The sequence below is a fragment of the Dolichospermum compactum NIES-806 genome (assembly GCF_002368115.1).
Taxonomy (GTDB): domain Bacteria; phylum Cyanobacteriota; class Cyanobacteriia; order Cyanobacteriales; family Nostocaceae; genus Dolichospermum; species Dolichospermum compactum.
This window is the reverse complement of record NZ_AP018316.1, coordinates 1,700,959-1,723,908: the sequence shown is the minus strand read 5'-3', so window position 1 is coordinate 1,723,908 and position 22,950 is coordinate 1,700,959. Positions and strand designations below refer to the sequence as shown.

22 protein-coding genes are annotated in these 22,950 nt (G+C 38.9%); 12 read left to right on the top strand and 10 right to left on the bottom strand.

Features of this window, described 5'->3' with window-relative positions; genetic code table 11:
* The first annotated feature begins 17 nt into the window (after positions 1 to 17).
* The 5 genes from CA730_RS08300 to CA730_RS08280 all read left to right on the top strand — a co-directional run bounded on the left by CA730_RS08300 (position 18) and on the right by CA730_RS08280 (position 5,111).
* Positions 18 to 260, top strand: a complete 243-nt coding sequence (locus CA730_RS08300; RefSeq protein WP_231940044.1) for a hypothetical protein — start codon at positions 18 to 20, stop codon at positions 258 to 260.
* Between the two features lie 69 nt (positions 261 to 329).
* Entirely contained in the window at positions 330 to 1,391 is a 1,062-nt protein-coding gene (locus CA730_RS08295) for an IS4 family transposase (RefSeq protein ID WP_096666161.1), read from the top strand.
* On the top strand, positions 1,348 to 1,797 hold the full coding sequence (locus CA730_RS08290) for a type I restriction endonuclease (protein WP_231940042.1): 450 nt from the start codon (positions 1,348 to 1,350) through the stop codon (positions 1,795 to 1,797). Before CA730_RS08295 ends, CA730_RS08290 begins: the two co-directional genes overlap by 44 nt.
* A 37-nt stretch (positions 1,798 to 1,834) precedes the next feature.
* On the top strand, positions 1,835 to 2,269 hold the full coding sequence (locus CA730_RS08285) for a DUF29 domain-containing protein (RefSeq protein WP_015078603.1): 435 nt from the start codon (positions 1,835 to 1,837) through the stop codon (positions 2,267 to 2,269).
* A gap of 160 nt (positions 2,270 to 2,429) precedes the next feature.
* Entirely contained in the window at positions 2,430 to 5,111 is a 2,682-nt protein-coding gene (locus CA730_RS08280) for a DEAD/DEAH box helicase (RefSeq protein WP_096666158.1), read from the top strand.
* Between the two features lie 498 nt (positions 5,112 to 5,609).
* On the opposite strand, the gene CA730_RS08275 is transcribed toward CA730_RS08280, so the two are convergent.
* Positions 5,610 to 5,792, bottom strand: a complete 183-nt coding sequence (locus CA730_RS08275; protein ID WP_096666155.1) for a hypothetical protein — start codon at positions 5,790 to 5,792, stop codon at positions 5,610 to 5,612.
* Positions 5,793 to 6,132: 340 nt separating this feature from the next.
* Positions 6,133 to 7,158 carry an IS701 family transposase gene (locus CA730_RS08270; RefSeq protein WP_096666152.1) on the bottom strand — a complete coding sequence of 342 codons (1,026 nt, stop codon included), beginning with the start codon at positions 7,156 to 7,158 and terminating at the stop codon, positions 6,133 to 6,135.
* A gap of 511 nt (positions 7,159 to 7,669) precedes the next feature.
* Here CA730_RS08270 and CA730_RS08260 point away from each other — a divergent pair.
* On the top strand, positions 7,670 to 8,248 hold the full coding sequence (locus CA730_RS08260; RefSeq protein ID WP_096666149.1) for a Uma2 family endonuclease: 579 nt from the start codon (positions 7,670 to 7,672) through the stop codon (positions 8,246 to 8,248).
* A gap of 66 nt (positions 8,249 to 8,314) precedes the next feature.
* On the opposite strand, the gene CA730_RS08255 is transcribed toward CA730_RS08260, so the two are convergent.
* A complete protein-coding gene (locus CA730_RS08255) occupies positions 8,315 to 9,811 on the bottom strand; it encodes an HlyD family efflux transporter periplasmic adaptor subunit (protein WP_096666146.1) in 1,497 nt (498 codons plus the stop codon).
* Positions 9,812 to 10,191: 380 nt separating this feature from the next.
* Here CA730_RS08255 and CA730_RS08250 point away from each other — a divergent pair, with 380 nt between their 5' ends.
* Positions 10,192 to 11,097 carry an alpha/beta hydrolase gene (locus tag CA730_RS08250; RefSeq protein ID WP_096666143.1) on the top strand — a complete coding sequence of 302 codons (906 nt, stop codon included), beginning with the start codon at positions 10,192 to 10,194 and terminating at the stop codon, positions 11,095 to 11,097.
* Positions 11,098 to 11,381: 284 nt separating this feature from the next.
* Here the strand turns inward: CA730_RS08250 and CA730_RS24855 are convergent, their stop codons facing one another.
* The 4 genes from CA730_RS24855 to CA730_RS08230 form a co-directional block, all read right to left on the bottom strand.
* Positions 11,382 to 11,744, bottom strand: coding sequence for a hypothetical protein (locus CA730_RS24855; protein WP_172891162.1), 363 nt, complete (start codon positions 11,742 to 11,744; stop codon positions 11,382 to 11,384).
* A gap of 11 nt (positions 11,745 to 11,755) precedes the next feature.
* Positions 11,756 to 12,199: a hypothetical protein gene (locus CA730_RS08240; protein WP_231940039.1), complete on the bottom strand. Its 444-nt coding sequence runs from the start codon at positions 12,197 to 12,199 to the stop codon at positions 11,756 to 11,758.
* A 256-nt stretch (positions 12,200 to 12,455) separates the two neighbouring features.
* Positions 12,456 to 12,692 carry a DNA-directed RNA polymerase subunit omega gene (locus CA730_RS08235; protein ID WP_015079483.1) on the bottom strand — a complete coding sequence of 79 codons (237 nt, stop codon included), beginning with the start codon at positions 12,690 to 12,692 and terminating at the stop codon, positions 12,456 to 12,458.
* Positions 12,693 to 12,712: 20 nt separating this feature from the next.
* Entirely contained in the window at positions 12,713 to 13,048 is a 336-nt protein-coding gene (locus CA730_RS08230; protein WP_096666140.1) for a hypothetical protein, read from the bottom strand.
* 85 nt (positions 13,049 to 13,133) lie between these two features.
* Here CA730_RS08230 and CA730_RS08225 point away from each other — a divergent pair, with 85 nt between their 5' ends.
* The 4 genes from CA730_RS08225 to CA730_RS25545 all read left to right on the top strand — a co-directional run bounded on the left by CA730_RS08225 (position 13,134) and on the right by CA730_RS25545 (position 17,639).
* Positions 13,134 to 13,922: a TIGR01548 family HAD-type hydrolase gene (locus CA730_RS08225; protein ID WP_096666137.1), complete on the top strand. Its 789-nt coding sequence runs from the start codon at positions 13,134 to 13,136 to the stop codon at positions 13,920 to 13,922.
* 54 nt (positions 13,923 to 13,976) lie between these two features.
* Positions 13,977 to 14,189: a cytochrome P450 gene (locus CA730_RS08220; RefSeq protein WP_157749937.1), complete on the top strand. Its 213-nt coding sequence runs from the start codon at positions 13,977 to 13,979 to the stop codon at positions 14,187 to 14,189.
* A gap of 325 nt (positions 14,190 to 14,514) precedes the next feature.
* Entirely contained in the window at positions 14,515 to 17,094 is a 2,580-nt protein-coding gene (leuS, locus tag CA730_RS08215) for a leucine--tRNA ligase (RefSeq protein WP_096666133.1), read from the top strand.
* A 236-nt stretch (positions 17,095 to 17,330) separates the two neighbouring features.
* Complete coding sequence (locus CA730_RS25545) at positions 17,331 to 17,639, top strand: type II toxin-antitoxin system HicB family antitoxin (protein ID WP_096666129.1); 309 nt, start codon at positions 17,331 to 17,333, stop codon at positions 17,637 to 17,639.
* On the opposite strand, the gene ilvB is transcribed toward CA730_RS25545, so the two are convergent.
* The 3 genes from ilvB to CA730_RS08195 form a co-directional block, all read right to left on the bottom strand.
* Entirely contained in the window at positions 17,599 to 19,491 is a 1,893-nt protein-coding gene (ilvB, locus tag CA730_RS08205) for a biosynthetic-type acetolactate synthase large subunit (protein ID WP_096666126.1), read from the bottom strand. The genes CA730_RS25545 and ilvB overlap by 41 nt on opposite strands.
* A 135-nt stretch (positions 19,492 to 19,626) precedes the next feature.
* A complete protein-coding gene (locus tag CA730_RS08200; protein WP_096666123.1) occupies positions 19,627 to 20,883 on the bottom strand; it encodes an MFS transporter in 1,257 nt (418 codons plus the stop codon).
* 31 nt (positions 20,884 to 20,914) lie between these two features.
* Positions 20,915 to 21,478, bottom strand: coding sequence for a hypothetical protein (locus CA730_RS08195; protein WP_096666120.1), 564 nt, complete (start codon positions 21,476 to 21,478; stop codon positions 20,915 to 20,917).
* Positions 21,479 to 21,887: 409 nt separating this feature from the next.
* Between CA730_RS08195 and CA730_RS08190 the strand changes: the two genes are divergently transcribed.
* On the top strand, positions 21,888 to 22,868 hold the full coding sequence (locus tag CA730_RS08190) for an aldo/keto reductase (RefSeq protein ID WP_096666117.1): 981 nt from the start codon (positions 21,888 to 21,890) through the stop codon (positions 22,866 to 22,868).
* Positions 22,869 to 22,950: the final 82 nt, after the last annotated feature.

Sequence of the window (22,950 nt, the reverse complement as noted above, 5' to 3'; positions counted from 1 at the left end):
TGAGACAAAAATCCACCATGCAAACACTAGCCGTTACTGAAACTATCACCACCATTGCTGAAGCAGAAAAACGATTTGGCTTGAGTCGCAGTAGCTTGGATTTTTTCACAGAATGGCATGATCAATTACCTGAGATTAACTCTAATGACCACACCAACCTAGAAATTCTCTGGAAACGTTATCTTTATCATCGTTCAGGTGGACATTTATTAGAAAGTACGGTGATGCTATTACTTGTCTCTGTACAGGACAAAAAATAGAGAAAAAGCTTGCAAAGGAAACAGAGAAAGGGTTTCATAGAAAGTTACCACACAATCAAAGAAACCCCTATGAACCAGATTAACCTATTACGAGACACACTAAAACCACATTTGGAATGGCATGGAGCGCGTCTAAGCTTTTTAGCGTTATTTTTAATATCTTTATTAAGAGTAAAGACAGTGAACTTGGTAGAATTAGCAACTGGTTTTCGCAACTGTGCTAAAAACGAATCCAATTACAAACGGTTGCAAAGATTTTTCCGAGATTTTGATATAGATTATGCAGTCATAGCGAAAATGATTGTAAAAATCATGAACATTCCCCAGCCTTGGGTGTTAAGTATTGACCGGACTGAATGGCGTTTTGGTCAAATATGGTTAAATATCCTCATGTTGGGAGTAGTACATAATGGTGTCGCTTACCCCCTAGTTTGGCAGATATTGGAGAAGAAAGGTAACTCCAACACGGATGAACGAATGGATTTACTTGACCGATTTGGACAACTGTTCCCAGATGCACAAGTTGACTATATCAGTGCTGACAGAGAATTCGTGGGGGCAGAATGGTTAAGTTATTTACTGCTTGAACCAAATATTCCATTCCGAATCAGGATTCGTCACACTGATTTAATTAGTGATACAGAAAAGACTCTTCCAGGTAGCGTCATTTTTGCTCATCTGGCTGCGGGTGAATCTCAGGTTTTATCTACTCGTCGTTGGGTCTGGGGTCGTTCAGTTTATGTAGCTGGTTTACGTCTTGATGATGGCAAGTTATTAATCGTGATTTCTGATACTTCTCCCCAAACCATAATTGCTGACTATGGCCGTCGTTGGGGGATTGAAACTTTGTTCGGTATGTTTAAAACTCGTGGTTTTTGCTTGGAATCTACACATTTTATTGATTCTAACCGATTGAGTAAGCTCTTAGCTTTACTGTCATTAGCTATGTGTTGGGCTGTCAAGACTGGAGAATGGTTGCATCAACACCAACCTATCAAAATCAAGAAACATGGACCTTTTGCTAAAAGTGTTTTTCGTTACGGTTTAGATTATCTGCGTTCTCTTGTTACTGATTTAGATTTGAAATATGACGACTTTCTTCTCTCTCTCAATTTTTTGTCCTGTACTTAGATTACTTGTTTCTCCATTGCTGACCGTTGCAGGTTTATATGATCCACCTTTTCGCATCAAAGCAGAAGAATCTGTACAAATAACAATAGCTGATAGCGAAGAAACTCTCCAGGGTCGAATAGATTTACTGGTATTACAAGACCGTCTATGGGTAATTGTTTTAGAATCCAAAAAAACCATGTTATCAGTTTGGTCAGCATTGCCACAAACCCTGACTTACTTAATGGCTAGCCCCAACACTGATTTACCTAACTTTGGAATGTTAACCAATGGCGACGATATTGTGTTTGTCAAACTAGAAAATCAACACTATGCCATATCACGAGTATTTGCCCCATTGTCTACCCAAAGCGAATTAGAATCTGCCTGTCGAGTTCTGTGCAAAATTGCCGAAATAGTAAAATGATAAAAAAGTGTAAAATTAGGGAAAGAGGAAAAATACTATGCTAACCCAAACAGATTACGCCCTCTGGATTGAAGAGACAATTAATCTATTGAAAGAGCAAAATTATCATAGTGTTGACTGGGAAGACTTAATTGAGGAGATTGAAAGTTTGGGAAGGAGTCAAAAGCGAGAATTGCGAAATCGGCTCATCACAATGCTAGAACATTGTCTTAAACTTTGTTATTCAGACTACGTTCAAGACTATCGTGGTTGGACAGAAACAATTAAGCGTAGTCAGCGAGAATTGAAAGGCTTATTGGAAGACTCTCCCAGCTTAAGACCGTATTGGGATGAAATATTTATAGAATGTTATATCAGCGCATTAACGACTCTGCGAGAGAACTCTGATTATCAATCTTTTTCTTTTCCTGATGATTGTCCTTTTCCTCAAGAAATAGATCAAATTTTGCAACAAACTTCTTGGCGGAAGTAGTCAGTGTAATTGCTTGGCGAGGTCTCCGCAAAATTGCTGAAATAGTAAAGTAATTAAAAAAGGCTCAGTCATACCCTCACAACTTGGGCTTTTCATATCAACGTAGCAAACCACGAATCACGTTATGATAGTGGATAGTCTGCTTGCAAATTATGATTGAGTGAATTATTCCGACTCCGCTAATGACATTGACCTTGGGTCAATCTTCCCCTTTGAATTAGATCAATTCCAGAGAGAAGCGATCGCCTCCCTCAATGCTGACCGTTCAGTAGTTGTCTGTGCGCCCACAGGTTCAGGAAAGACCCTCATTGGGGAATATGCCATCTATCGCGCCTTATCTCGCGGGAAACGGGTATTTTACACCACTCCCCTCAAGGCGTTATCTAATCAAAAACTCCGAGACTTCCGCGAAAAATTTGGCTTTGATCAAGTTGGACTCCTCACCGGAGACGCTTCCATTCATAGGGATGCACCAATTTTGGTCATGACCACAGAAATTTTCCGCAATATGCTCTATGGCACGCCCATAGGTCAAATTGGCATCTCCTTAGCTGACGTTGAGGCTGTAGTGCTAGATGAGTGCCACTACATGAACGATCGCCAACGGGGTACAGTTTGGGAAGAATCCATCATCTACTGTCCCCGCAGCGTCCAACTTGTAGCCCTTTCTGCCACCGTTGCCAACAGTGATCAACTTACCAGTTGGTTAAATCATGTTCATGGTCACACAGACCTGATTTACTCCGATTTTCGCCCCGTTCCCTTAGAATTTAACTTTTGTAATCCCAAGGGCTTATTTCCCTTATTAAATGAAACTAATACCAAAATTAATCCCCGCCTAGTCAAAAAGGCTAAAAAAGGATATTGGGAAAAAGGCAAAGCTGGTAGACCAGAACCGCCCGGTATTATTTATACCCTGAGCCAACTGCAAGAACGGGATATGCTGCCCGCGATTTACTTTATCTTCAGTCGTCGGGGTTGTGATAAAGCTGTTGAAGAAGTTGGTGATTTATGGTTAGTTAATAATGATGAGTCCCAAATCCTCCGCCAACAAATTGACGAATTTTTACGCAAGAATCCCGATGCTGGCAGGGCTGGACAAGTCGCTCCCCTGTATCGAGGCATAGCTGCTCATCATGCCGGTATTTTACCAGCTTGGAAAGGATTCGTCGAAGAACTATTTCAACAGGGATTAATTAAAGTCGTATTCGCCACAGAAACCTTAGCGGCGGGAATTAATATGCCTGCCCGGACAACAGTTATTTCTACTTTGTCTAAACGGACGGATAGTGGACATCGCTTGCTCAATGCTTCGGAATTTTTGCAAATGGCAGGGCGGGCTGGTCGTCGAGGGATGGATATGCAAGGTTATGTAGTAACATTACAAACCCCCTTTGAAGGCGCAAAAGAAGCATCCTATTTAGCCACATCCAAAGCTGATCCTTTAGTTAGTCAGTTTACACCCAGTTACGGCATGGTCTTGAACCTGCTGCAAACTCACACCATCGAAAAAGCCAGAGAACTGATAGAACGCAGTTTTGGACAATATATGTCCAACTTGCATTTGCAACCAGATTTTGAAGAACTGGAGCAAGTTCAAGGCGAATTATCGCAAATTAAATCACAACTGGCGGCAATTGATGAAAATGAATTGATGCAATATGAAAAACTGCGTCAACGCTTGAAAGTAGAACGCCAAATTTTCAAAACCTTGCAAGAACAGGCACAGGAAGATAGACAGGCACAACTGGCAATGATGCTAGATTTTGCCATATCTGGAACTATGTTGAGTCTCAACGACAGAAACGCCATGTCACCCCTACCCATAACAGTAGTGTTGGTTGACAAAGCCGTGAGTGTGGGTGAGACATCTTACTTTGTTTGCTTGGGGCAAAATAACCGTTGGTATGTGGCAACTTCAGCAGATATATTAGATATGTATGCAGAAATGCCACGAGTAGAAGTTCCATCTGAGCTAATACCACCTTCAGAATTGATTTTAAAACGCGGACAATCAATTCGTGGTGATGAAAGCACCATTGCGATCGCTCAAAGCATACCCAATCCTGAAGAATTTAACCATCTACCCACAGAAGTAAGAGAACAACTCAGTCGCCTAACTGCTGTCCAAGAACAGTTAGAAAACCATCCCATTTATAAATCGGGTAACATTGCCAAAATATTCAAAAATAGAGCGCGTTGTGTCGAATTAGAAGCAGAAATTGAACACTTACAAGAACAGGTATCACTACAGTCTCAAAGATATTGGGAAGAGTTTCTCTGTTTAATTGAAATTTTGCAATTCTTTAAATGTTTAGATAACTTAGTTCCCACAAAATTAGGAGAAATTGCCGCAGCCATTCGTGGTGAAAACGAATTGTGGTTAGGTTTAGTTCTAGCCAGTGGAGAATTAGATCATATTGGTCCCCATAACCTAGCCGCAGTCATAGCCGCATTAGTCACAGAAAGCCCTCGTCCAGATACTAAAGTTGATTTTCAGCTATCAACGGAAGCGGATACAGCTTGGTTAACATTGCAACCAATTCGCCGTGCTGTGTTAAAGGTGCAGTATCGTCATGGGGTAGCCTTACCTGTTGGTTTGGAAACTCGTTTTATCAGCTTGATTTCCTTGGTGGAACAATGGGCGCTAGGGGTTGAGTGGAAAGCATTATGCGAAAAAACCACTTTAGATGAAGGGGACGTAGTGCGAATTTTACGCCGCACTCTAGATTTATTATCCCAGATTCCTCATGTTCCTAATTTACCAGATGTATTGCGACGCAATGCTCAACGAGCGATGCAGTTAATTGATAGATTCCCTGTGAATGAAGCAATGGAATAATTAGGGTTTGCGGAAAAATTATCTGTGAGGGCGAGGAGTCAGGAGTCAGGAGTCAGAATTAGAAGAAGATAGGACTTACGCACGCTCACTAATTTACCATGATATGAATGAACGAAATTGCGTCGTTTTCGGCTTTGGGAATAACTTATTGAGTAGGGTGCGTCAGATAGAGGGAATCTGTTTTTTGTCAAAATATCGTGTCTGACGCACCCTACAAGGGATAAAATTTACGTCACATATTTGGGGAATCTTGTCAATGCGTAAATCCTAGAAGAGAAGAATAGTCTTGAATCCAAGTGATAAGTCCTTGCCAATTTTAACGCTTATTCCTTACACCTGATTCACCTTTTTCACTGTCAAACTCTTGATATATCTAAGTTTTAGCTTTATTCAGCAAACCCTAATTAGGGTTTATAGAACTTATATTTGATTTTTGAACACTACAGAAGTCAGATCCCCGACTTCTCTAAGAAGTTGGGGATCTGAAACCCTTACGGTTTACAAATCAAAGATGAAACTTTTACCTGTTCTAATTGCTTGTAAGGCTTTGATTTGATGGGAGTAAAGTTGGGTGATTCCTAATGATTGTAGGGCTTTGATTAGTTGTTTTGGTAGGTCTTTCGGGATGGTTTTGAGGTTGGGTTCGGTGGCAGGGGAAAGGCATCTAATTTTTTTTGACAAAATGTAACTTATGTGAATAGAGAAAAAGGGAGGTATTAATAGCTTAATATCAAGTTAATATTTAAATACGGAGAAAATTTCATGGTAAATTTGTTTCTATAAGAATTAATAAAATAGGTTGAAGTGGTATCCTCAAGGAAAATAAAGAGACAAAAACTGGAATAGGACTTACGCAACTGGCACAAGCGATGGTGCGGCTACGCTGCACCGAGCGCCTAAAGACTAAACCATTGACATAGCAATATCTGGACGTTTTAGTTGTCCTATTAAATACAGGACTTACGCAACTGGCACATTGGTAGGGTGCGTCAAATATCAACAATCTGTTTATTTGCAGGATTTATGCAGTCTGACGCACCCTACAACAGATTTTTGGTGTGACACTTGCGTAAGTCCTAAAATAATTAGAAAGCAAATTATGCTTAATTTGATAAATAGTTTGACCTGTGTTGTAAGCTAAGTTTTTTAGTCTTAGCCAAACCAACATAGCACAAGCTATATGATTTCTTTGAAGACGACCTTTGCGATACTGACATGATTCAATGCCAGTTAATTGTTTTATCTCCCTGTGAAACTCTTCTATTTTCCAACGGATTTTACACACCTGTTGTGTAACATCCATAGAACTTTGAGATATATCATTAGTTGCGATATAGTCCGTTCTATCGGTAGAGATAGTAACCCGGAATAGCTTCACTTTTTTCTCGGAGGGGAATGCTTTTATCTTGATAATTTTACCACATTCTAACTCATCTTCACTCCATGACAATGATTCAATATTTTTATATTTTTCTTTGCCAAAACTATCATCAACCAAACGATTAATCTTTAAAGGACAATAATAAACTTTATCTAGACTATCAATATAAAGCATTAAATTGTTAACTGCATACCAAGTATCCATTAAAACTGTATCAAATGGCAGAACCTTTTGATATACAAGCCCTTGCAACATATTTTTCACATGGTCAACTTTACTTAAACCATCATTGTCAGGGTTAAAAATACGATAATCTATTACCCAAAATTTGAGAGTTTTAGGATTAACATATATACAATTGACTATTCCAATTCCTTTGACGATGCCATGCTCATTTCCACTATATTGCCTTCGCACTATTTCAATCTTTTCTGAAAATCTTTTGTTTAAAACTGTGTCATCAAATATAATATAAGCATTCTCGTCCCGGACAATTATATCTTTCACATTATCCCAAAGTAACCGAGGAGTCAATTTCTCATTTTTTAAATAATAATTAATTTTATCGTGACTAATATTGTCTAAATGTTCTGCTAGATTAGTCATTGTGTAGTTGATTTGACTGCTAAGTAAATACTGGCAGTAATTAAGTTTAGTAAATTTCATCGTTAATTAATTTCTTAATGCACCCTATCATCATTCTCTCATAAAATTAATACCCGTCATTTATTTAATCTATTACTATTAACAATTCTCAATCAGTCTGATTCAATAACATCTTCATTATTGCAGTACACATATACTAATAATTAGCGATCGCTGTGCCAGTTGCGTAAGTCCTGTTAATAAAGAAATTAATCAGTTTTTAAATGAAGTTAGATATTTTTCTATATTGATTCACTAAAATGATATTTTGTCAAGATAATTTAGATGCGTTTCCCCTGCATGATCTGCGGTGTTCGTGTGGAGTCTTGCAGCAAGGGAAGCGATCGCCTGTTCGATCAAATCATGCCGCCAAGGTGGTATCAACGAAAACTCCAACAACTTCCCATACTTGACCAGATGTTTGTAGACATTTAGCCGCTTATCTACATTATTAGCCACAAACACCAAAGGACAAGGTATTGTTGATGAAAGCGATTTTAATTTGTGTTGAGCGCAGATGAGGTAATAAAAAATGATTGTTGTAAAAGATAAGTTTCCTAAATTAACACCCGAAGAATATTTTGTCTGGGAAGAACAACAACTGCTTCGCCATGAGTATCTTAATGGTGAAATTTACGCTATGAGTGGGGGGACTCAAAATCATGGACGGATTGCTAGTAATATTATTTTCATTGTTAAAGGTCATTTACGGGGTAGTGGTTGTCAGGTTGGTAATTCCGATTGTCGTGTAAATATTGTGGAAACGAAAGATTATGTTTATCCTGATGTGAGCGTTACTTGCGACGAGAGAGATAGGACTGCAATCCAAGCCATTCAATATCCCTGTCTAATTGTTGAGGTTTTATCTCCCAGTACAGCCAGTTATGATCGAGGGGATAAATTTAGATTGTATCGTCGCAATCCTAGTTTGCAAGATTATGTTCTGGTTGATGCTGAGAAAATAGCGATTGATTTATACCGCAAAAATGATCGCGGTAATTGGGAAATTTTTAATTATCAGTCGGGGGATAATATTGAGCTACGAAGTATTGATTTAAGTTTTACCATTGAGTCGGTTTATGAGGATATTGTTTTTGAAGAATTAGGATAAATTGTTTTGAGACTCGTTCCTGACTGGGCGCAGGACCTGCGCCCCTACATCCTGAATCTGTGACTTTTATCTGACAGAAAATGCCTCGCTAAAACGTCGAGTAATCGGTTCAATAATGAATGTTAAAACTGACTTTTTGCGAGTGACTATTTCGGCATTAGCCGCCATTCCTGGATTAAATTCTACGTCTTGTCCGCGGACATTTAAAGAATGTTTACTTAATTTAATTCTGGTGGGAAAAACCAAACCTAAGTCTTTATCAATTATGGCATTGGGACTGATTTGTAATACTTCACCGTCAACTACACCAAATTCTTGAAACGGGAAAGTGGCGATTTTGACCTTTGCTTTCATTCCCTGATTAATAAAACCAATATCACGGTTAAGAACCTTTACTTCTAAGAGCATTTCTTCCCCTTCTGGTAAAATTGATAGTAGTTCTTCTCCAGATTGGACTGGACCTTTGGTAGCTTTAATTTTGTAAATTGTGCCAGCAACGGGGGCTTTAATAGTTTCTCCGTCTTTTTGTTGTTTGGCTTGTTCTAATTGACCGGCAACGGTAGCTAATTCTTCTTTGCGTTTATTGATTTGGGTGAGAATTTCACTTTGACGTTCTGAGGTTAACCGGATGTTTTGATTTCGGACTGTTTGATAAGCCTGTTCTGCTTGATTTATTTCTTGAAATTGAGCAGCAACGTCTTTTTCTAAAGAGGCAATTTTATCTTTTGCTTCTGTTAAATTATTTTGATTTTTGGTAACTTCATCGGTATTTCTAACAATATCTGCATTGGCACGATTTAATCTTTCTTTAGCATCTAAATAATCAACTCTGGTTAAAGCACCTGGTTCAACTAAGGTACGAAGATTTTCTTCCCGTTGTTTAGCAATAGATAAATTATTATCTAACATAGAACGTAGACTTTTGACATTCTCTAAGTTTTTTTGCACATTGGTAAAACTGATTTTTGCATTGGCTAAATTTTCCTGTAAGCGACTCAAACGGACTTTGGCTTGATTGAGAATGGATTGTTGACGTTTGGCTTCTGCTGCTACTGCTGCTTGTTTGGCTTTATAGTCTGATAACCGCGAGTTTAAAAGTTCATCTTGAAGGATTGTTCCCGCGGTTTTGCCTCCAGAACGTTCAGCTTGTAATCGTTGTAAATCATCTTCAATTAATTTACTAGATTTGGCTAGACGGTTGACATCTGTTTGTTGAAAATTGGGATCACGTTGAATGAGAATTTGATCTTTGGTGACGCGATCGCCTTCTTTCACCTTCACTGCTAAAATAGAACCATTACCCAAGGCTGTCACCGGTCTAACTTGGGTAGAAGCAATTAATTCTCCTGTTGCTGTAGCGACTTCATCAATTTCTGAAAAATGCGCCCAGGAAATTGTCCCAAAGATGATAAAACTAATTGTTCCTGCTAATAATCTTGTATAAAGTGGTGGTAGTTCCTGGACAGCTTTGCCCAATTCATAGGATAATTGTTCTTCTGGTTTCGCAAATCTTTCTTTTGTTTGACGCGCTTGCACAGCATTTGCAGCTAGGGAAAATTTCATAATTTGTCAGTTTTGTTAGTTGTTTTTTTATTGATTGATGCCAATTTAATCTCAGCCTTATCAAACTAACTTCTTCAGAGGAAAAGGCTTAATGTGGTAATTTTGTGAAGCTGCATTAAGAATTGGTGTGGGCAATAACTAAATGTTTAATAGTAATCTATGCCAATATAAAATATTGTTATGTAAGTCACTGAACATATCCAGATTCCCGATTTCTTAAAGAAGTCGGGGATCTATATTAATTATTCTGGTTATTTTGATAACATGATTTTTTTTAGGAAAATTATCTGTATTTATTCCTACAGTTAGAAGCAAATTTCTCTACAATGTACGTTAATAAGCTAGTAGCTTACTAGATAGGAACGTAAAAAATTAACTCTATGATTTACCATAGCAATGCGATCGCATCTCGTAAAGAGGGAAAATTTTCAGGTGTGGGTGGGCTTGATTTGTATTACCAAAGTTGGCATCCTGGAGGTGAAATTAAGGGAATCTTAGTCATAGTTCATGGACTCGGAGGACACAGCGGACTTTACAAGACGATAGTTGACCATTTAATACCAAAAGAATATGCTATCTATGGTTGTGATTTACGTGGTCACGGGCGTTCATCTGGTCAAAGAGGTTACATTAATACCTGGGCTGAATTTCGTGATGACTTACAAACTTTCCTCAATTTAATTCAACAACAACAACCAGGATGCCCAATTTTTCTATTAGGACATAGCATGGGGGGAGTAATTGCCTTAGATTACACTCTTCGTTATGTGCAAGATAAATCTGCGTTGTCAGGTGTGATTGCTTTTGCACCCAGCATTGGTAAAGTGGGAGTACCTCTGAGTCGCGTCGTTTTAGGTAAATTATTGTCCCAGGTGTGGCCCCGTTTTTCCTTGAATATTGGCTTGGATGTCCGCGCAGGTTCACGAGATCAGAAAATCTTAGATTCCTATACTCAAGATAAATTACGCCATACTCTCGCTACTGCTAGGTTATCTACGGAGTTTTTTGCTACAGTAGATTGGATTCATAATCATGCGAAAAAATGGCAAGTACCATTGTTAATTTTACATGGTGGTGCGGATAGAATTGCCTTGCCAGCAGGAAGTGAAATATTTTATCAAAATGTTATCTATCCAGATAAATTAAGAATTGAATATCCTGGAGGTTATCATGATTTACACTACGATATTAATTATCTTCAAGTAATCACTGATTTAGTTAATTGGATGGATCAACATTTACCTGCTGCAGTAGTTCCATTAGAATCAACGATCAGTAATGAATAATCAATAATAATACAGGGCGTTGCTGAATTGAGGTATGAAATTCCCAAATTGAATCTTTAAAACTCAAACCTCAGTGCGTCTTTGCGCCTTTGCGTGAGACTAAAATTCATACCCTTAATCAGCAACGCCATAATACAGTAGAATTCAGAACTCAGGAGTCAGGAGTAAAACTGGTTTGCAAGCATATTATAGCCCCCTCCTCGCTTGCGGGGAGGGGTTCTTGTATGTCACTGAATTAAAAAATGCCATATACATATACATTTGCATTTAGTGTATATTGACAGTTAATTAATCCGAAATAGATAAAAGCCAATAAGTACCAAAATAAAAATCATAGTTGTAGAATAGACAATGACATCTTTCACTAAAAAAGAAATCCAATCTTTTCTCAACTCCTGTTTAAACTTCAGTTCTCGTAATTTACGCTCAAGTTCTATATCTTCTTGATCAGGTAATCTAGTGTAAGGGATAATCTGGATATCATCAATAACTTCCTCTGTAGTCCCTGGATTTTGCCAATTATTTAATCCAGGATGAGATTCAGGAGAAATAATTGGTAGATTCTCCTGATTGCCATTTTTAAGCTCTTTTTTAATGACCTTTTTCGCAATTTTGACAATTATATCCTCTAAGTTTTTATCCGCCATATCTGGTAGATTTACCTCTTTTCAACAGGGGGACTAAAAATATTGACTAAAACTTGGACAAGGTTGTTTCTTTGAAGACGAGTAAGTTTACTAATTGCCATGCGATCGCCAACTAAAGGATTTTGCTTTAAAATATCATTACCTGGATAACTATCAACATATATAGTCTCATTAGCATCTAAATAATCAGCCAAAGTCAGTTTCCAATCCAGGCGATAAATCGGGGATCTACCCTTATTATAAATATGATAGCGAATTAGGCGACTAGCCAAAGTATTTGTAGCCACAGTTTTTCCATTTCTTTTACTAACATATTGATTTTCTTGGGGAAAATCAGGAATCTGTTGATATACCTTTTGCCAAACATCGCTAGAAGTAAATATTTGCGCGGCTGCTGGTGCAATATGCAATAAATTAGTATTTCCTATTCCCAAAACCACTATTATCACCGTCATTAATGTAATGATAAATAGTGAAAAAAATTCCCCTCTCAAAAGTTTTTGCTGTTTCATTTGCATTATCCAAAATACCGCCAAATTTAGAAGTAGGGCGACTAGAAGTCGCCGAATACTTTTAAAGTATAAAGTAAGAATACAGAATACAAAATTCAGTCATAATCAGGGTTTTCGAGTAAAGCTTGATAATTTATTGAAAAACTTGCCTCTCTATATTCCTGAAGCGAACAAATATTCTGACTCCTGACTCCTTAAATTACAATTCACCGATAATTTCTGGCTGATTTAATTCATCAGACATTTCAATAATTGCTCTGAGTACAGGCTTCATGATTGAATCTTCGTTATTTTCAAAATCCTCATAACGTCGCCGTTTAGCACGATTTGCCACCTGTACAGTAATGCGGTAGCGGTTTGACGCAGCACTAATTAATTCCTCTGCACGGTGCATGATTTGAGACTGAGTTGTCTCGAACTTGGAACGCTTAAGCATAATTGATGACTCTGGAGATTTTATCCTAGTTTACTCGGATTTTTCAAATTTAGATATGGAACCGAGAACGATCCTTGAGAAATTTGCCTAACCAGGACAATGAGACTGATAATTTGCCGAAATTGTTGGATTTTTTGTTTAAAAAGTTGGTTCTCTAAATGGAAATTTCCAATCTTTTCTCTAGCTAAATAAATATTATCTGGTAACCTATGTAAAGCTGCATAACTAGCATATTCATATTGATTAAATATATCTGTTATCAATGCTAGAGTATTTTTTGCTTTTCGTAATTTTTCAGCTAAATAAAAGAGCAAAATAGAAATAAAGATGTTAATCAGAACAACGATAGTTACCATGTTTTATTTTTAGGCACAATGCTAATTAAAAAATCACATAGAATTACTATAGAATTTTATATATCCTCCTTTTCTAGTTTCTGTCATGACCGCAAACACAAGAGCAATAGTTGTATTTGATATAGATGGGGTTATCCGTGATGTTAGCGGCTCCTATCGTCGCGCCATATCCGATACAGTCGAACATTTTACCTCCCAAGCCTATCGTCCCACACCCACAGACATTGATAACCTCAAATCAGAAGGAATTTGGAATAACGATTGGGAAGCCTCCCAAGAATTAATTTACCGCCATTTTGTCAATCAAGGACAGCAGCGAGAACAACTCCAATTAGATTATGAAAATATTGTCACTTATTTTCAAAGCCGCTATCGCGGTACAGACTCCGAAAATTGGAACGGCTACATTTGTAATGAACCTTTATTAGCACAACCTAGTTATTTTCAAGAACTCAGGCAATCTGGTATTGCTTGGGGTTTTTTTAGTGGTGCTACTCGCTTGAGTGCTAACTACGTTTTAGAAAAACGCTTAGGTTTACAATCTCCTATCCTAATTGCTATGGAAGACGCACCCGGTAAACCAGACCCTACCGGACTTTTTGCAACTATTAACATCTTAGAAAATGGTAATCATCAAAAACAACCCGTTGTCTATGTAGGTGATACTGTAGCAGATATGCACACTGTAGAAAAAGCCAAAGCCATAGATAATTCTCGAACTTGGTTGGGGGTTGGAGTATTACCTCCCCACGTTCAAGAAACAACAGCAGTTAGTGAAGCTTATACACAAAAACTGATACAAGCTGGAGCAAAAATAGTGTTTAATAATGTCCAGGAATTAACAATCAAGACGATTTATAAATTAGAATCGTAATCTCATCCCCGTCAATTTTTGTGAATTATCTATAACCATAGGAAAATTATCAAAATGTCTAATTTTAAACTACCTAATAGACCAAACACTCACCCTTGGATACAAACATTCCAATGGTTGAAAAATCCTTTGGGATATTTGGAAGAATGCGCCAAAAACTATGGTGATACTTTCACCTTAAGAATCAGTCCACTTTTTAAACCACAAGTATTCATTAGCAACCCTCAAGGGATTCAACACCAGTTCTGTAAAAAGCGCATTAGTTAAAGAACCTGCCTGAGAACGAATTTAGGACTTACGCATTGACAAAATTTCTTAACTATGTGACGTGGATTTTATTTCTTGTAGGGTGCGTCAGACCCAATAATTTGATAAAAAACAGAGTTTCTCTATCTGACGCACCTTACTCAATAGGTGATTCCCAAAACCGAAAACGACGCAATTTCGTTCATTCATATCATGGCAGGTTAGTGAGCGTGCATAAGTCCGAGAATTTTTGCGGAACATATAATTTATAGGCACAATACCTTCGGAGGCAGTCGAGATTATGCCACAATAGCGAAATTAGGTAAAAGCATTAGGAGTTTTAGTTGTGGAGTCCCCTCAAAAAACATCATACCAACCAGCCGCAATTGAGGAAAAATGGCAAAAAACATGGTTAGAACTTGGCTTAGATAAAACACCGCAAGATCAAAATCAGCCAAAATTCTACGCGCTTTCCATGTTCCCATACCCATCTGGAAGCCTGCACATGGGTCACGTTCGTAACTATACAATTACAGATGTGATTGCTCGCCTCAAACGGATGCAAGGGTATCGGGTATTACATCCAATGGGTTGGGATGCTTTCGGACTACCCGCGGAAAACGCCGCCATTGATAGAGGTGTACCCCCTGCCAAATGGACATATCAAAATATTGCCCAAATGCGGCAACAATTACAATGTCTGGGTTTATCCTTAGATTGGGAAACTGAACTTGCTACCTGTTCCCCAGATTATTACAAATGGACGCAATGGATTTTTCTGCAATTTTTACAAGCAGGTTTAGCTTACCAAAGAGAAGCCGCAGTTAACTGGGATCCCATTGACCAAACTGTATTGGCAAACGAACAAGTTGATAATGAAGGACGTTCTTGGCGCAGTGGGGCAATAGTAGAACGTAAATTACTGCGTCAATGGTTTTTCAAGATTACCGACTATGCCGAAGAATTATTAAATGACTTAGATAAACTCACAGGTTGGCCAGAACGAGTTAAATTAATGCAAGCCAACTGGATAGGAAAATCCACAGGTGCATATTTAGAATTTCCTATTGTTGGTGCAGAAGAAAAAATCGGCGTTTATACTACCCGTCCCGATACCATTTATGGTGTGAGTTACGTCGTATTAGCCCCAGAACACCCTTTAACTCAAGTGGTGACAACTTCAGAACAAAAAGCAGCGGTAGAAGCCTTTATTAAGGAAGTCAGCAACCAAAGCGAGTTGGAAAGAACCGCAGAAGACAAACCAAAACGGGGTATTCCTACCGGGGGGAAAGTAATTAATCCTTTCACTGGGGAAGAAGTACCCGTATGGATTGCAGATTATGTTCTCTATGAATATGGTACAGGTGCGGTAATGGGTGTACCAGCACATGATATCCGAGATTTCAAATTTGCCAAAGAACAGAATTTAGCTATTAAAGTGGTAATTGTCCCGGAAATTGGTGCAGAAGAAACTTTAAAATCAGCATACACAGAGGCAGGAATTTTAGTTAATTCTGGTGACTTCAATGGCATGAATTCTGTAGATGCGAAAAAAGCAATTATCGAATTTGCAGAAAAACACGATTTTGGTAAATTAAGAGTACAATATCGCCTCAGAGATTGGTTGATTTCTCGACAACGTTATTGGGGCGCACCTATCCCTGTTATTCATTGTCCTGAATGTGGAATTGTGCCTGTCCCCGACAAAGATTTACCTGTACAATTACCGGAGGATATTGAATTAAGTGGACGTGGTGGTTCACCTTTAGCACAATTGGAAAGTTGGGTAAATGTGACCTGTCCAACTTGCGGTACTCCTGCAAAACGGGAAACCGATACGATGGATACTTTTATTGATTCTTCGTGGTATTTCTTACGTTACCCAGATGCAAAGAATGAAGAAAAGATTTTTGATTCTGGTAAAGTAAATGATTGGATGCCTGTAGATCAATATGTAGGGGGAATTGAACACGCAATTTTACATTTATTGTATTCGCGTTTCTTCACTAAGGTATTAAGAGACAGAGGTTTATTTAACTTTGATGAACCATTTCAAAAGTTATTAACTCAGGGAATGGTACAGGGTTTAACTTACATGAACCCGAATAAAGGTGGTAAGGATAAATGGATTCCTTCTCATTTAGTTGATGCTAATAATCCTGTAGATCCGCAAACTGGAGAACCTTTACAACGTCTTTATGCTACCATGTCCAAATCAAAAGGCAATGGTGTCGCCCCGGAAGATGTGATTAATAAATATGGCATTGATACGGCGCGAATGTTCATTTTATTTAAAGCCCCACCGGAAAAAGATTTGGAATGGGATGAGGCTGATGTTGAGGGACAATTCCGCTTTTTAAATCGCGTTTGGCGGTTGGTAACAGATTATGCTGCTGCAGGAGTTTGTAAGGAAAAAGCTGATTTGGAGAAGTTAAATAAAGCGGAAAAAGATTTGCGTCGCTTCATTCATATTGCGATTCAAGCAATTACGGAAGATGTGGTAGATGAATATCAATTCAATACCGCAATTTCGGAATTGATGAAGTTAAGTAATGCCTTGACTGATGCTGGTTGTCATAATTCCCCAATTTACGCAGAAGGGATTCAAATTTTGGTGATTATGTTAGCGCCTTTTGCACCGCATATTGGTGATGAATTATGGCAATTGTTGGGGAATAAAAATTCTGTACATACCCAAACTTGGCCAAGTTTTGATCCTGCGGCTTTGATAGCTGATGAAATTACTTTGGTGATTCAAATTATGGGTAAAACTCGCGGCGCTATTCAAGTTCCTTCGCAATCTGATAAAGCTGAGTTGGAAAAATATGCGCGGGAGTCGGAGGTTGGACAACGTTATCTTGAAGGGAAGAAAGTTAAAAAGGTAATTGTTGTTCCTGGTAAGTTGGTGAATTTCGTTTTGGGTTAATATTTTTGTAGGTTGGGTTGACGCAAGGAAACCCAACATTCATTACCTGGACGGAATTAATTACATATTGGTTATTTACCAATTCTTTGCCAATCAAGCCCACATTCAGCAGGTAATTTAGAGCATTTGATATTTTAATTCCAAAACATTTTGCCATCACACAGGCTATTTTTAAGAATAAGAGGCTAACACCATATTCGTATAATTGATCTAACACTCATTCTAATCTACTATCGTTGAGATGTTCAGCTTCTACTCCCACACCTATTAGAGTTCATTTACCAGAATTTCCTACTCAAAAATATCATACTTATGGTGATACTTATGAAGAAGCTGTTAAAAATGCTCAGGAAGTTATAGAAATGCTAATTGCTGAATATCAAGAAGATGGTAAAACTTTACCTTTAGCTAAATCTTTAGAACAATTAATTGATGTGGCTGAAAATCGTAAATTACGATTTTATATAAGGGTAAAGCATAATGCTTTACCCCTACAAAATTTAATTACAACTTTGTTCCGCAATCAGAACAGAAATTATGATTAGCTTGGTTTTGAGTCCCACAATTGCTGCAAGAAATTGATTCAACTGCGGTTCTTGGTGTTGGCTTAGGTAAACCAACCATTTGCGAGTTGTTCTTACCAGGGGCTACCATTGGATAGCAGTTTTCATCTCTGGTAACGTGGACATTGACAATTACAGGTCCATTGTGTGCCAGCATTTCCGCAATTTTATCTGCCAATTCTTCCCGCTTGGTAATTACCATCCCCTTGATGCCATAAGCCTGTGCTAAAAGCTCAATGTCAGGCATTCCCACTTCCATGTTAGAAGATGAATAACGCTGTCCATAGAAGGCTTCCTGCCACTGCCGCACCATTCCCTGCCAACCGTTATTTAAGATCAAAGTCTTGACATTAATCCCATATTGTGCTAGTGTTCCTAACTCCTGCAAACACATTTGGAAACTGGCATCACCGCTAATACAGACTACTTCTTCGTCCGGGAATGCTACTTTTGCACCCATAGCCGCAGGAACACCAAAACCCATTGTTCCTAAACCGGCGCTCGAAATCCAACGTCTTGGTCCATTTTTAAGGAATTGAGCAGCCCACATTTGATGTTGACCGACATCGGTGGTGTAAAATGCGTGGGGCGCTTGAGTGCCAACTTCAACAATTACCTCTTGGGGGGAAATGCTGTCGGCGTGATGGGGGACAATTAGAGGATAATCTTGTTTCCAACTATTAATTAAGTTTAACCATTCTTGGTTTTGGTTAGGTGTGGCTTTAGTATTTGCGTCTTGACATCGCCGTAATAAGTCTTTTAAGACGTTTTTAACATCACCCACAATGGGAACTTCAGGAACGCGGTTTTTACCGACTTCTGCGGGGTCAATATCAATGTGAATGACTTTGGCTAAAGAGGCAAATTCATCTAATTTACCTGTCACGCGGTCATCAAATCTAGCACCGACGCAAATTAATAAATCGCAATCTGTCACGGCAAAGTTGGCGTAAGCTGTACCGTGCATTCCCAACATTCCCAAGGACAGGGGATGATGTTCGTCAAATGCACCGATACCCATTAAGGTGGTAGTGACGGGGAGATTAAATAATTCTGCCAGTTGTTTGACTTCTTCGTGGGCATTAGCAGCGATCGCTCCTCCCCCAACATACAACAATGGGCGACGACTTTCTCGAATTAATTGAATTGCTGCATTAATTTGGCGCGGATTTCCCTTGACTGTGGGACGATAGCCAGGTAACTTAATCGAACCCGGCGCGACAGGCACATAATCAAACTCTTCTAAAGCCACATCTTTGGGAACATCAATTAAAACTGGTCCTGGTCTACCAGTGCTGGCAATGTGAAAAGCTTCAGCAACAATTCGCGCCATATCTTTGGCATCACGGACTACATAGGAATGCTTAACAATGGGTAAGGTAATCCCGTAAATATCTGTTTCTTGGAAAGCATCTGTACCAATTGCAGCGCGTGGTACTTGTCCCGTCACCACAATCATGGGAATAGAATCCATGTAGGCTGTAGCAATACCTGTAACTAAGTTGGTTGCCCCAGGACCGGAAGTACCAAAGCATACTCCCACTTTACCAGTAGCACGGGCGTAACCGTCTGCGGCGTGGGAAGCACCTTGTTCATGTCTAACTAAGATATGCTTAACCGTACCCCCAGCTTCTATTTTGAATAGGTCATCATAAATCGGGAGAATTGCGCCACCGGGATAACCAAAAATATGCTCAACACCATGACGGATGAGACTATCTATCAAGGCAAAACCGCCAGATGCCCGTTTTGGTGCGGTAACTGACGAATTAGATACGGGAGACTGCTGATTATTTTCAGATTTTGGGAGACTGATTTGAGAAGACGAAATCACAGTTAACCTCAAAGTATAGCTAAAATTAACGCTTAGATTCTGTATTTAAAACTTCATTTTAATGTAAAAATTTTCACAATTTCAGAGAAAGCCGTATTTATTAGCGTTAAGAACAGGACTATAATTGTACGATTTCTAGATCACATCTTGCAATACCCGCCGAGTATTTTGCCATGTCCAAATACCAATAGCCCCGACAACTATACTTATTCCGAATAACACCGCCGACAATCCAAAGGCATTTACTAGCTTTGTCGTAATTAATAGAGGTGCTGTCAGAGCGATATTAATGGCGTGATTTTGAAAGCCAAAGACTTTACCGTGCATTTCTGATGGTGTTTGTTGTTGAATTAAAGTTTGCATTGGCACGTTGACAAAAGCTGCACCCACACCCAAGAAAATACAGAGTCCTAATGCTAGGGGTTGGTTATCAATAAAAATGAATAAACCCAAGGAAAAGGCCATGATTAAAAATCCGATTAAAGGCAAAGGTTTATGATGAAGGCGATGGCCAGAATGTCCGAGAATAGCCGCACCTATCACCATACCTACCCCAGCCGCAGCTACGAAAGAGCTAAACTCTTCTGGTGCTAAATGTAACCTTGCTGCCATGCCAATGGCTAATTCTATCAGGGCTGCAAATACGCAGTATAAGGTAACAATTTGCAGCATGGCATTCCAGACTAGCCGATTTTGTTTGAGATAGCGCAGTCCTAGCACAAATTCTGCCCAGGGATTGATTTTTGCTGCGGTTTTGTCAATGTGTCTATGTTCTCGAAACTGAATTGGCATCATAATCGCGGCAGAAATCAGGTACAAGCAGCCGACAACCAATTCTTTGCCAAAACCTTTATTAAAGGTTTCAAACCAGTTTAACATCGGAGTAGCCACTGCATTACCAATAATCAATGCGGCCATCATAGTGCTGCTAAATAGGGCATTAGCAGCCATTAAACCTTCTTTTCTCACCAACAAGGGAATTGACGCTTGTTCCGCTGGGGCAAAAAACTGGGTAACGGTGGAGATACCAAAGGTAAAGAATAAAAGTATCCCAAATTGTCGTGGCAGGAAGGGAATTAACACCATGAATATTCCCCGCACCACATCTGAACCTACCATAATCAGTTTTTTTGGTACACGGTCAACGATAACACCACCAGCAGAGCCAAACAATATTGCTGGTACGGTAAATGCCATGTATAAATAGAAGCGTGCATCACTGTTTATCTCATTACTGGGTAGGTAGAGTTTGAGTAAGGCAATCATTAACACAAAGAATACCTTATCAGCTAATTGGGAAATCAGTTGACCAATCCATAGGAGCATAAAACCCCGGTTTTTAAGCAGTCCGGTAAAACCGTTATTAATAGCAGTAGGTTCAGGAGGAAGCATTAGATACTTGGGAATGGGGAATAAATAATCACTATTTCTTGTTATAACGTTCTAATAGGAAATTGAGAAATTCGGATGCACTGAGGTATTGTTTGGGTGGAGAGAAGCAGAAGCCAACGGAGGGATTTGTCCACTGTCCTTGGACAGATTGGGGGGACTGCCACATTGATAAATGGTCAACTGCTGGCTCGGCGTAAAAGTTATCTTCGCCCATACCGAGGTAAGCTGAGGTCCAATGGGTGTAATGATCATGACTTAAACGATGTATGGGGAAATTGCCCCCTAGAGGGACTCCCCAACCATCAATAGCAATGAAGGCTTGAACATGACCTCCCCAAAGTTGCCATGCTGTGGCTGCACCTATACCGCCAATGACACCAGCACTAAAGCATAAGAATATAACAGGCGATTTTAGCTTATTATTGAGGCGATCGCACAAAAAATGTAAAATATGAAATGTTGATAAATTTAAATAACCTTGTCCTGGATAAACCAGTATATCTAGGGGCTTTTTGCCAGATTGATTTAAGCATCCTTGGATAAAGCTTTGAGTTAATTCTGGTTCATGGATTCCCGGACAGATGATAATGGGCATTTACTTTTTGTTTTGGTATTTGTTACATTTTTAAAATTGGCGTTGGTAAATGAAGGTATGATTTTTTCTCACGCAGAGGCGCAGAGGACGCAGAGAGTAAGAGTTTAAGGGAACACCAAAAAATAAATTACCCAATTTTGTGGGATGGGCATCCTGCCTGTCCTTGATGATTAGCGGGCTTTTCGTCCCGCACCACAAGAAATTTTTGGGGATTTTATTTCTTGGAAGTCCCTAAGAACTAGAATATTTGATTTTCATACCTCAATTCAGCAATGCCTTAAAATTAACCGCAGATGCACGCGGATAAACGCGGATAAATAAAGATGATAATTATTCGGTTTAGCTTTACGGATCATTGGTATTATTCGTAAATAATTAGTTTATAACAATTGGCAAGTTTTTCTTAATTATGCTAACTCACAATTTATTAAATCTTCCTCTCATGGGTTGCGGAACTTGGGCTTGGGGAAATCAACTGCTCTGGGGATACGATGAAAGTATGGATAACCAGTTGCAAGAGGTTTTTAATCTCTGTGTCAGCAATGGGATTACATTATTTGATACGGGTGATTCCTACGGTACAGGTAAATTAAAGGGACGGAGTGAGTTACTTTTAGGGAAATTTGCCCAAGCATATCAGGGAATAAATCAAGAGAATATTTGCATTGCGACTAAGTTAGCCGCATACCCTTGGAGATGGACTAGAAATTCAATTATATCAGCTTGTCATGCCTCGGCAAAAAGATTAGGACGAAATGTTGATTTGGTGCAAATGCACTGGTCTACAGCTAATTATGCTCCTTGGCAAGAGGTGGGTTTATTAGATGGTTTGGGTGATTTGTATGAGCAAGGTTTGGTGAAGGGTGTGGGCTTATCTAATTATGGAACTAAAAGACTTTTATGGGTGTATAAAAGATTTCAGGAAAGAGGGATACCGATTAAAACTTTGCAGGTGCAATATTCACTTTTATCTACTTATCCGGTGACGGAATTAGGTTTAAAGGATGTTTGTGATAATTTGGGAATTAAATTAATTGCTTATAGTCCTTTAGGGTTGGGTTTATTAACAGGGAAGTTTTCGGAAAATGGCAGTTTTCCCCAAGGTATTCGCGGATTTTTATGTAAGCAGTTGTTACCAGGAATGAAGCCGCTTTTAGGCTGTTTGCAGGAAATAGCAAATACCAGAAATAAAACTATGTCTCAAGTTGCTATTAATTGGTGTATTAGTAAAGGCACAATTCCCATTCCTGGAGCTAAAAGTCTGGAACAAGCAAAGGAGAATATTGGGGCTTTGGGTTGGTTTTTGAGTGATGCTGAGGTGGTAGAGTTGGATAATGCTGCTGATAGGGTGGAGAAGAAAATGGTGCAGAATATTTTTCAGACAAGGTGAGATAAAAACAAATATCTAAAAAATAGAATAATGTTAATGCGTCCTAATCCACTATTTATTAGTAATACTGATTGTGGTTCAC

What these genes read in the sequence shown, in the direction of transcription:
- CA730_RS08190 (WP_096666117.1), top strand. Translation starts at nt 21,888, where the DNA reads ATGCTAACTCACAATTTATTAAATCTTCCTCTCATGGGTTGCGGAACT.
- CA730_RS08240 (WP_231940039.1), bottom strand. Translation starts at nt 12,199, where the DNA reads ATGACGGTGATAATAGTGGTTTTGGGAATAGGAAATACTAATTTATTG.
- CA730_RS08255 (WP_096666146.1), bottom strand. Translation starts at nt 9,811, where the DNA reads ATGAAATTTTCCCTAGCTGCAAATGCTGTGCAAGCGCGTCAAACAAAA.
- CA730_RS08285 (WP_015078603.1), top strand. Translation starts at nt 1,835, where the DNA reads ATGCTAACCCAAACAGATTACGCCCTCTGGATTGAAGAGACAATTAAT.
- CA730_RS08270 (WP_096666152.1), bottom strand. Translation starts at nt 7,158, where the DNA reads ATGAAATTTACTAAACTTAATTACTGCCAGTATTTACTTAGCAGTCAA.
- CA730_RS24855 (WP_172891162.1), bottom strand. Translation starts at nt 11,744, where the DNA reads ATGGCGGATAAAAACTTAGAGGATATAATTGTCAAAATTGCGAAAAAG.
- CA730_RS08195 (WP_096666120.1), bottom strand. Translation starts at nt 21,478, where the DNA reads ATGCCCATTATCATCTGTCCGGGAATCCATGAACCAGAATTAACTCAA.
- CA730_RS08260 (WP_096666149.1), top strand. Translation starts at nt 7,670, where the DNA reads ATGATTGTTGTAAAAGATAAGTTTCCTAAATTAACACCCGAAGAATAT.
- CA730_RS08295 (WP_096666161.1), top strand. Translation starts at nt 330, where the DNA reads ATGAACCAGATTAACCTATTACGAGACACACTAAAACCACATTTGGAA.
- CA730_RS08225 (WP_096666137.1), top strand. Translation starts at nt 13,134, where the DNA reads ATGACCGCAAACACAAGAGCAATAGTTGTATTTGATATAGATGGGGTT.
- CA730_RS08230 (WP_096666140.1), bottom strand. Translation starts at nt 13,048, where the DNA reads ATGGTAACTATCGTTGTTCTGATTAACATCTTTATTTCTATTTTGCTC.
- CA730_RS08200 (WP_096666123.1), bottom strand. Translation starts at nt 20,883, where the DNA reads ATGCTTCCTCCTGAACCTACTGCTATTAATAACGGTTTTACCGGACTG.
- CA730_RS08250 (WP_096666143.1), top strand. Translation starts at nt 10,192, where the DNA reads ATGATTTACCATAGCAATGCGATCGCATCTCGTAAAGAGGGAAAATTT.
- CA730_RS08300 (WP_231940044.1), top strand. Translation starts at nt 18, where the DNA reads ATGCAAACACTAGCCGTTACTGAAACTATCACCACCATTGCTGAAGCA.
- CA730_RS08220 (WP_157749937.1), top strand. Translation starts at nt 13,977, where the DNA reads ATGTCTAATTTTAAACTACCTAATAGACCAAACACTCACCCTTGGATA.
- CA730_RS08290 (WP_231940042.1), top strand. Translation starts at nt 1,348, where the DNA reads ATGACGACTTTCTTCTCTCTCTCAATTTTTTGTCCTGTACTTAGATTA.
- CA730_RS08235 (WP_015079483.1), bottom strand. Translation starts at nt 12,692, where the DNA reads ATGCTTAAGCGTTCCAAGTTCGAGACAACTCAGTCTCAAATCATGCAC.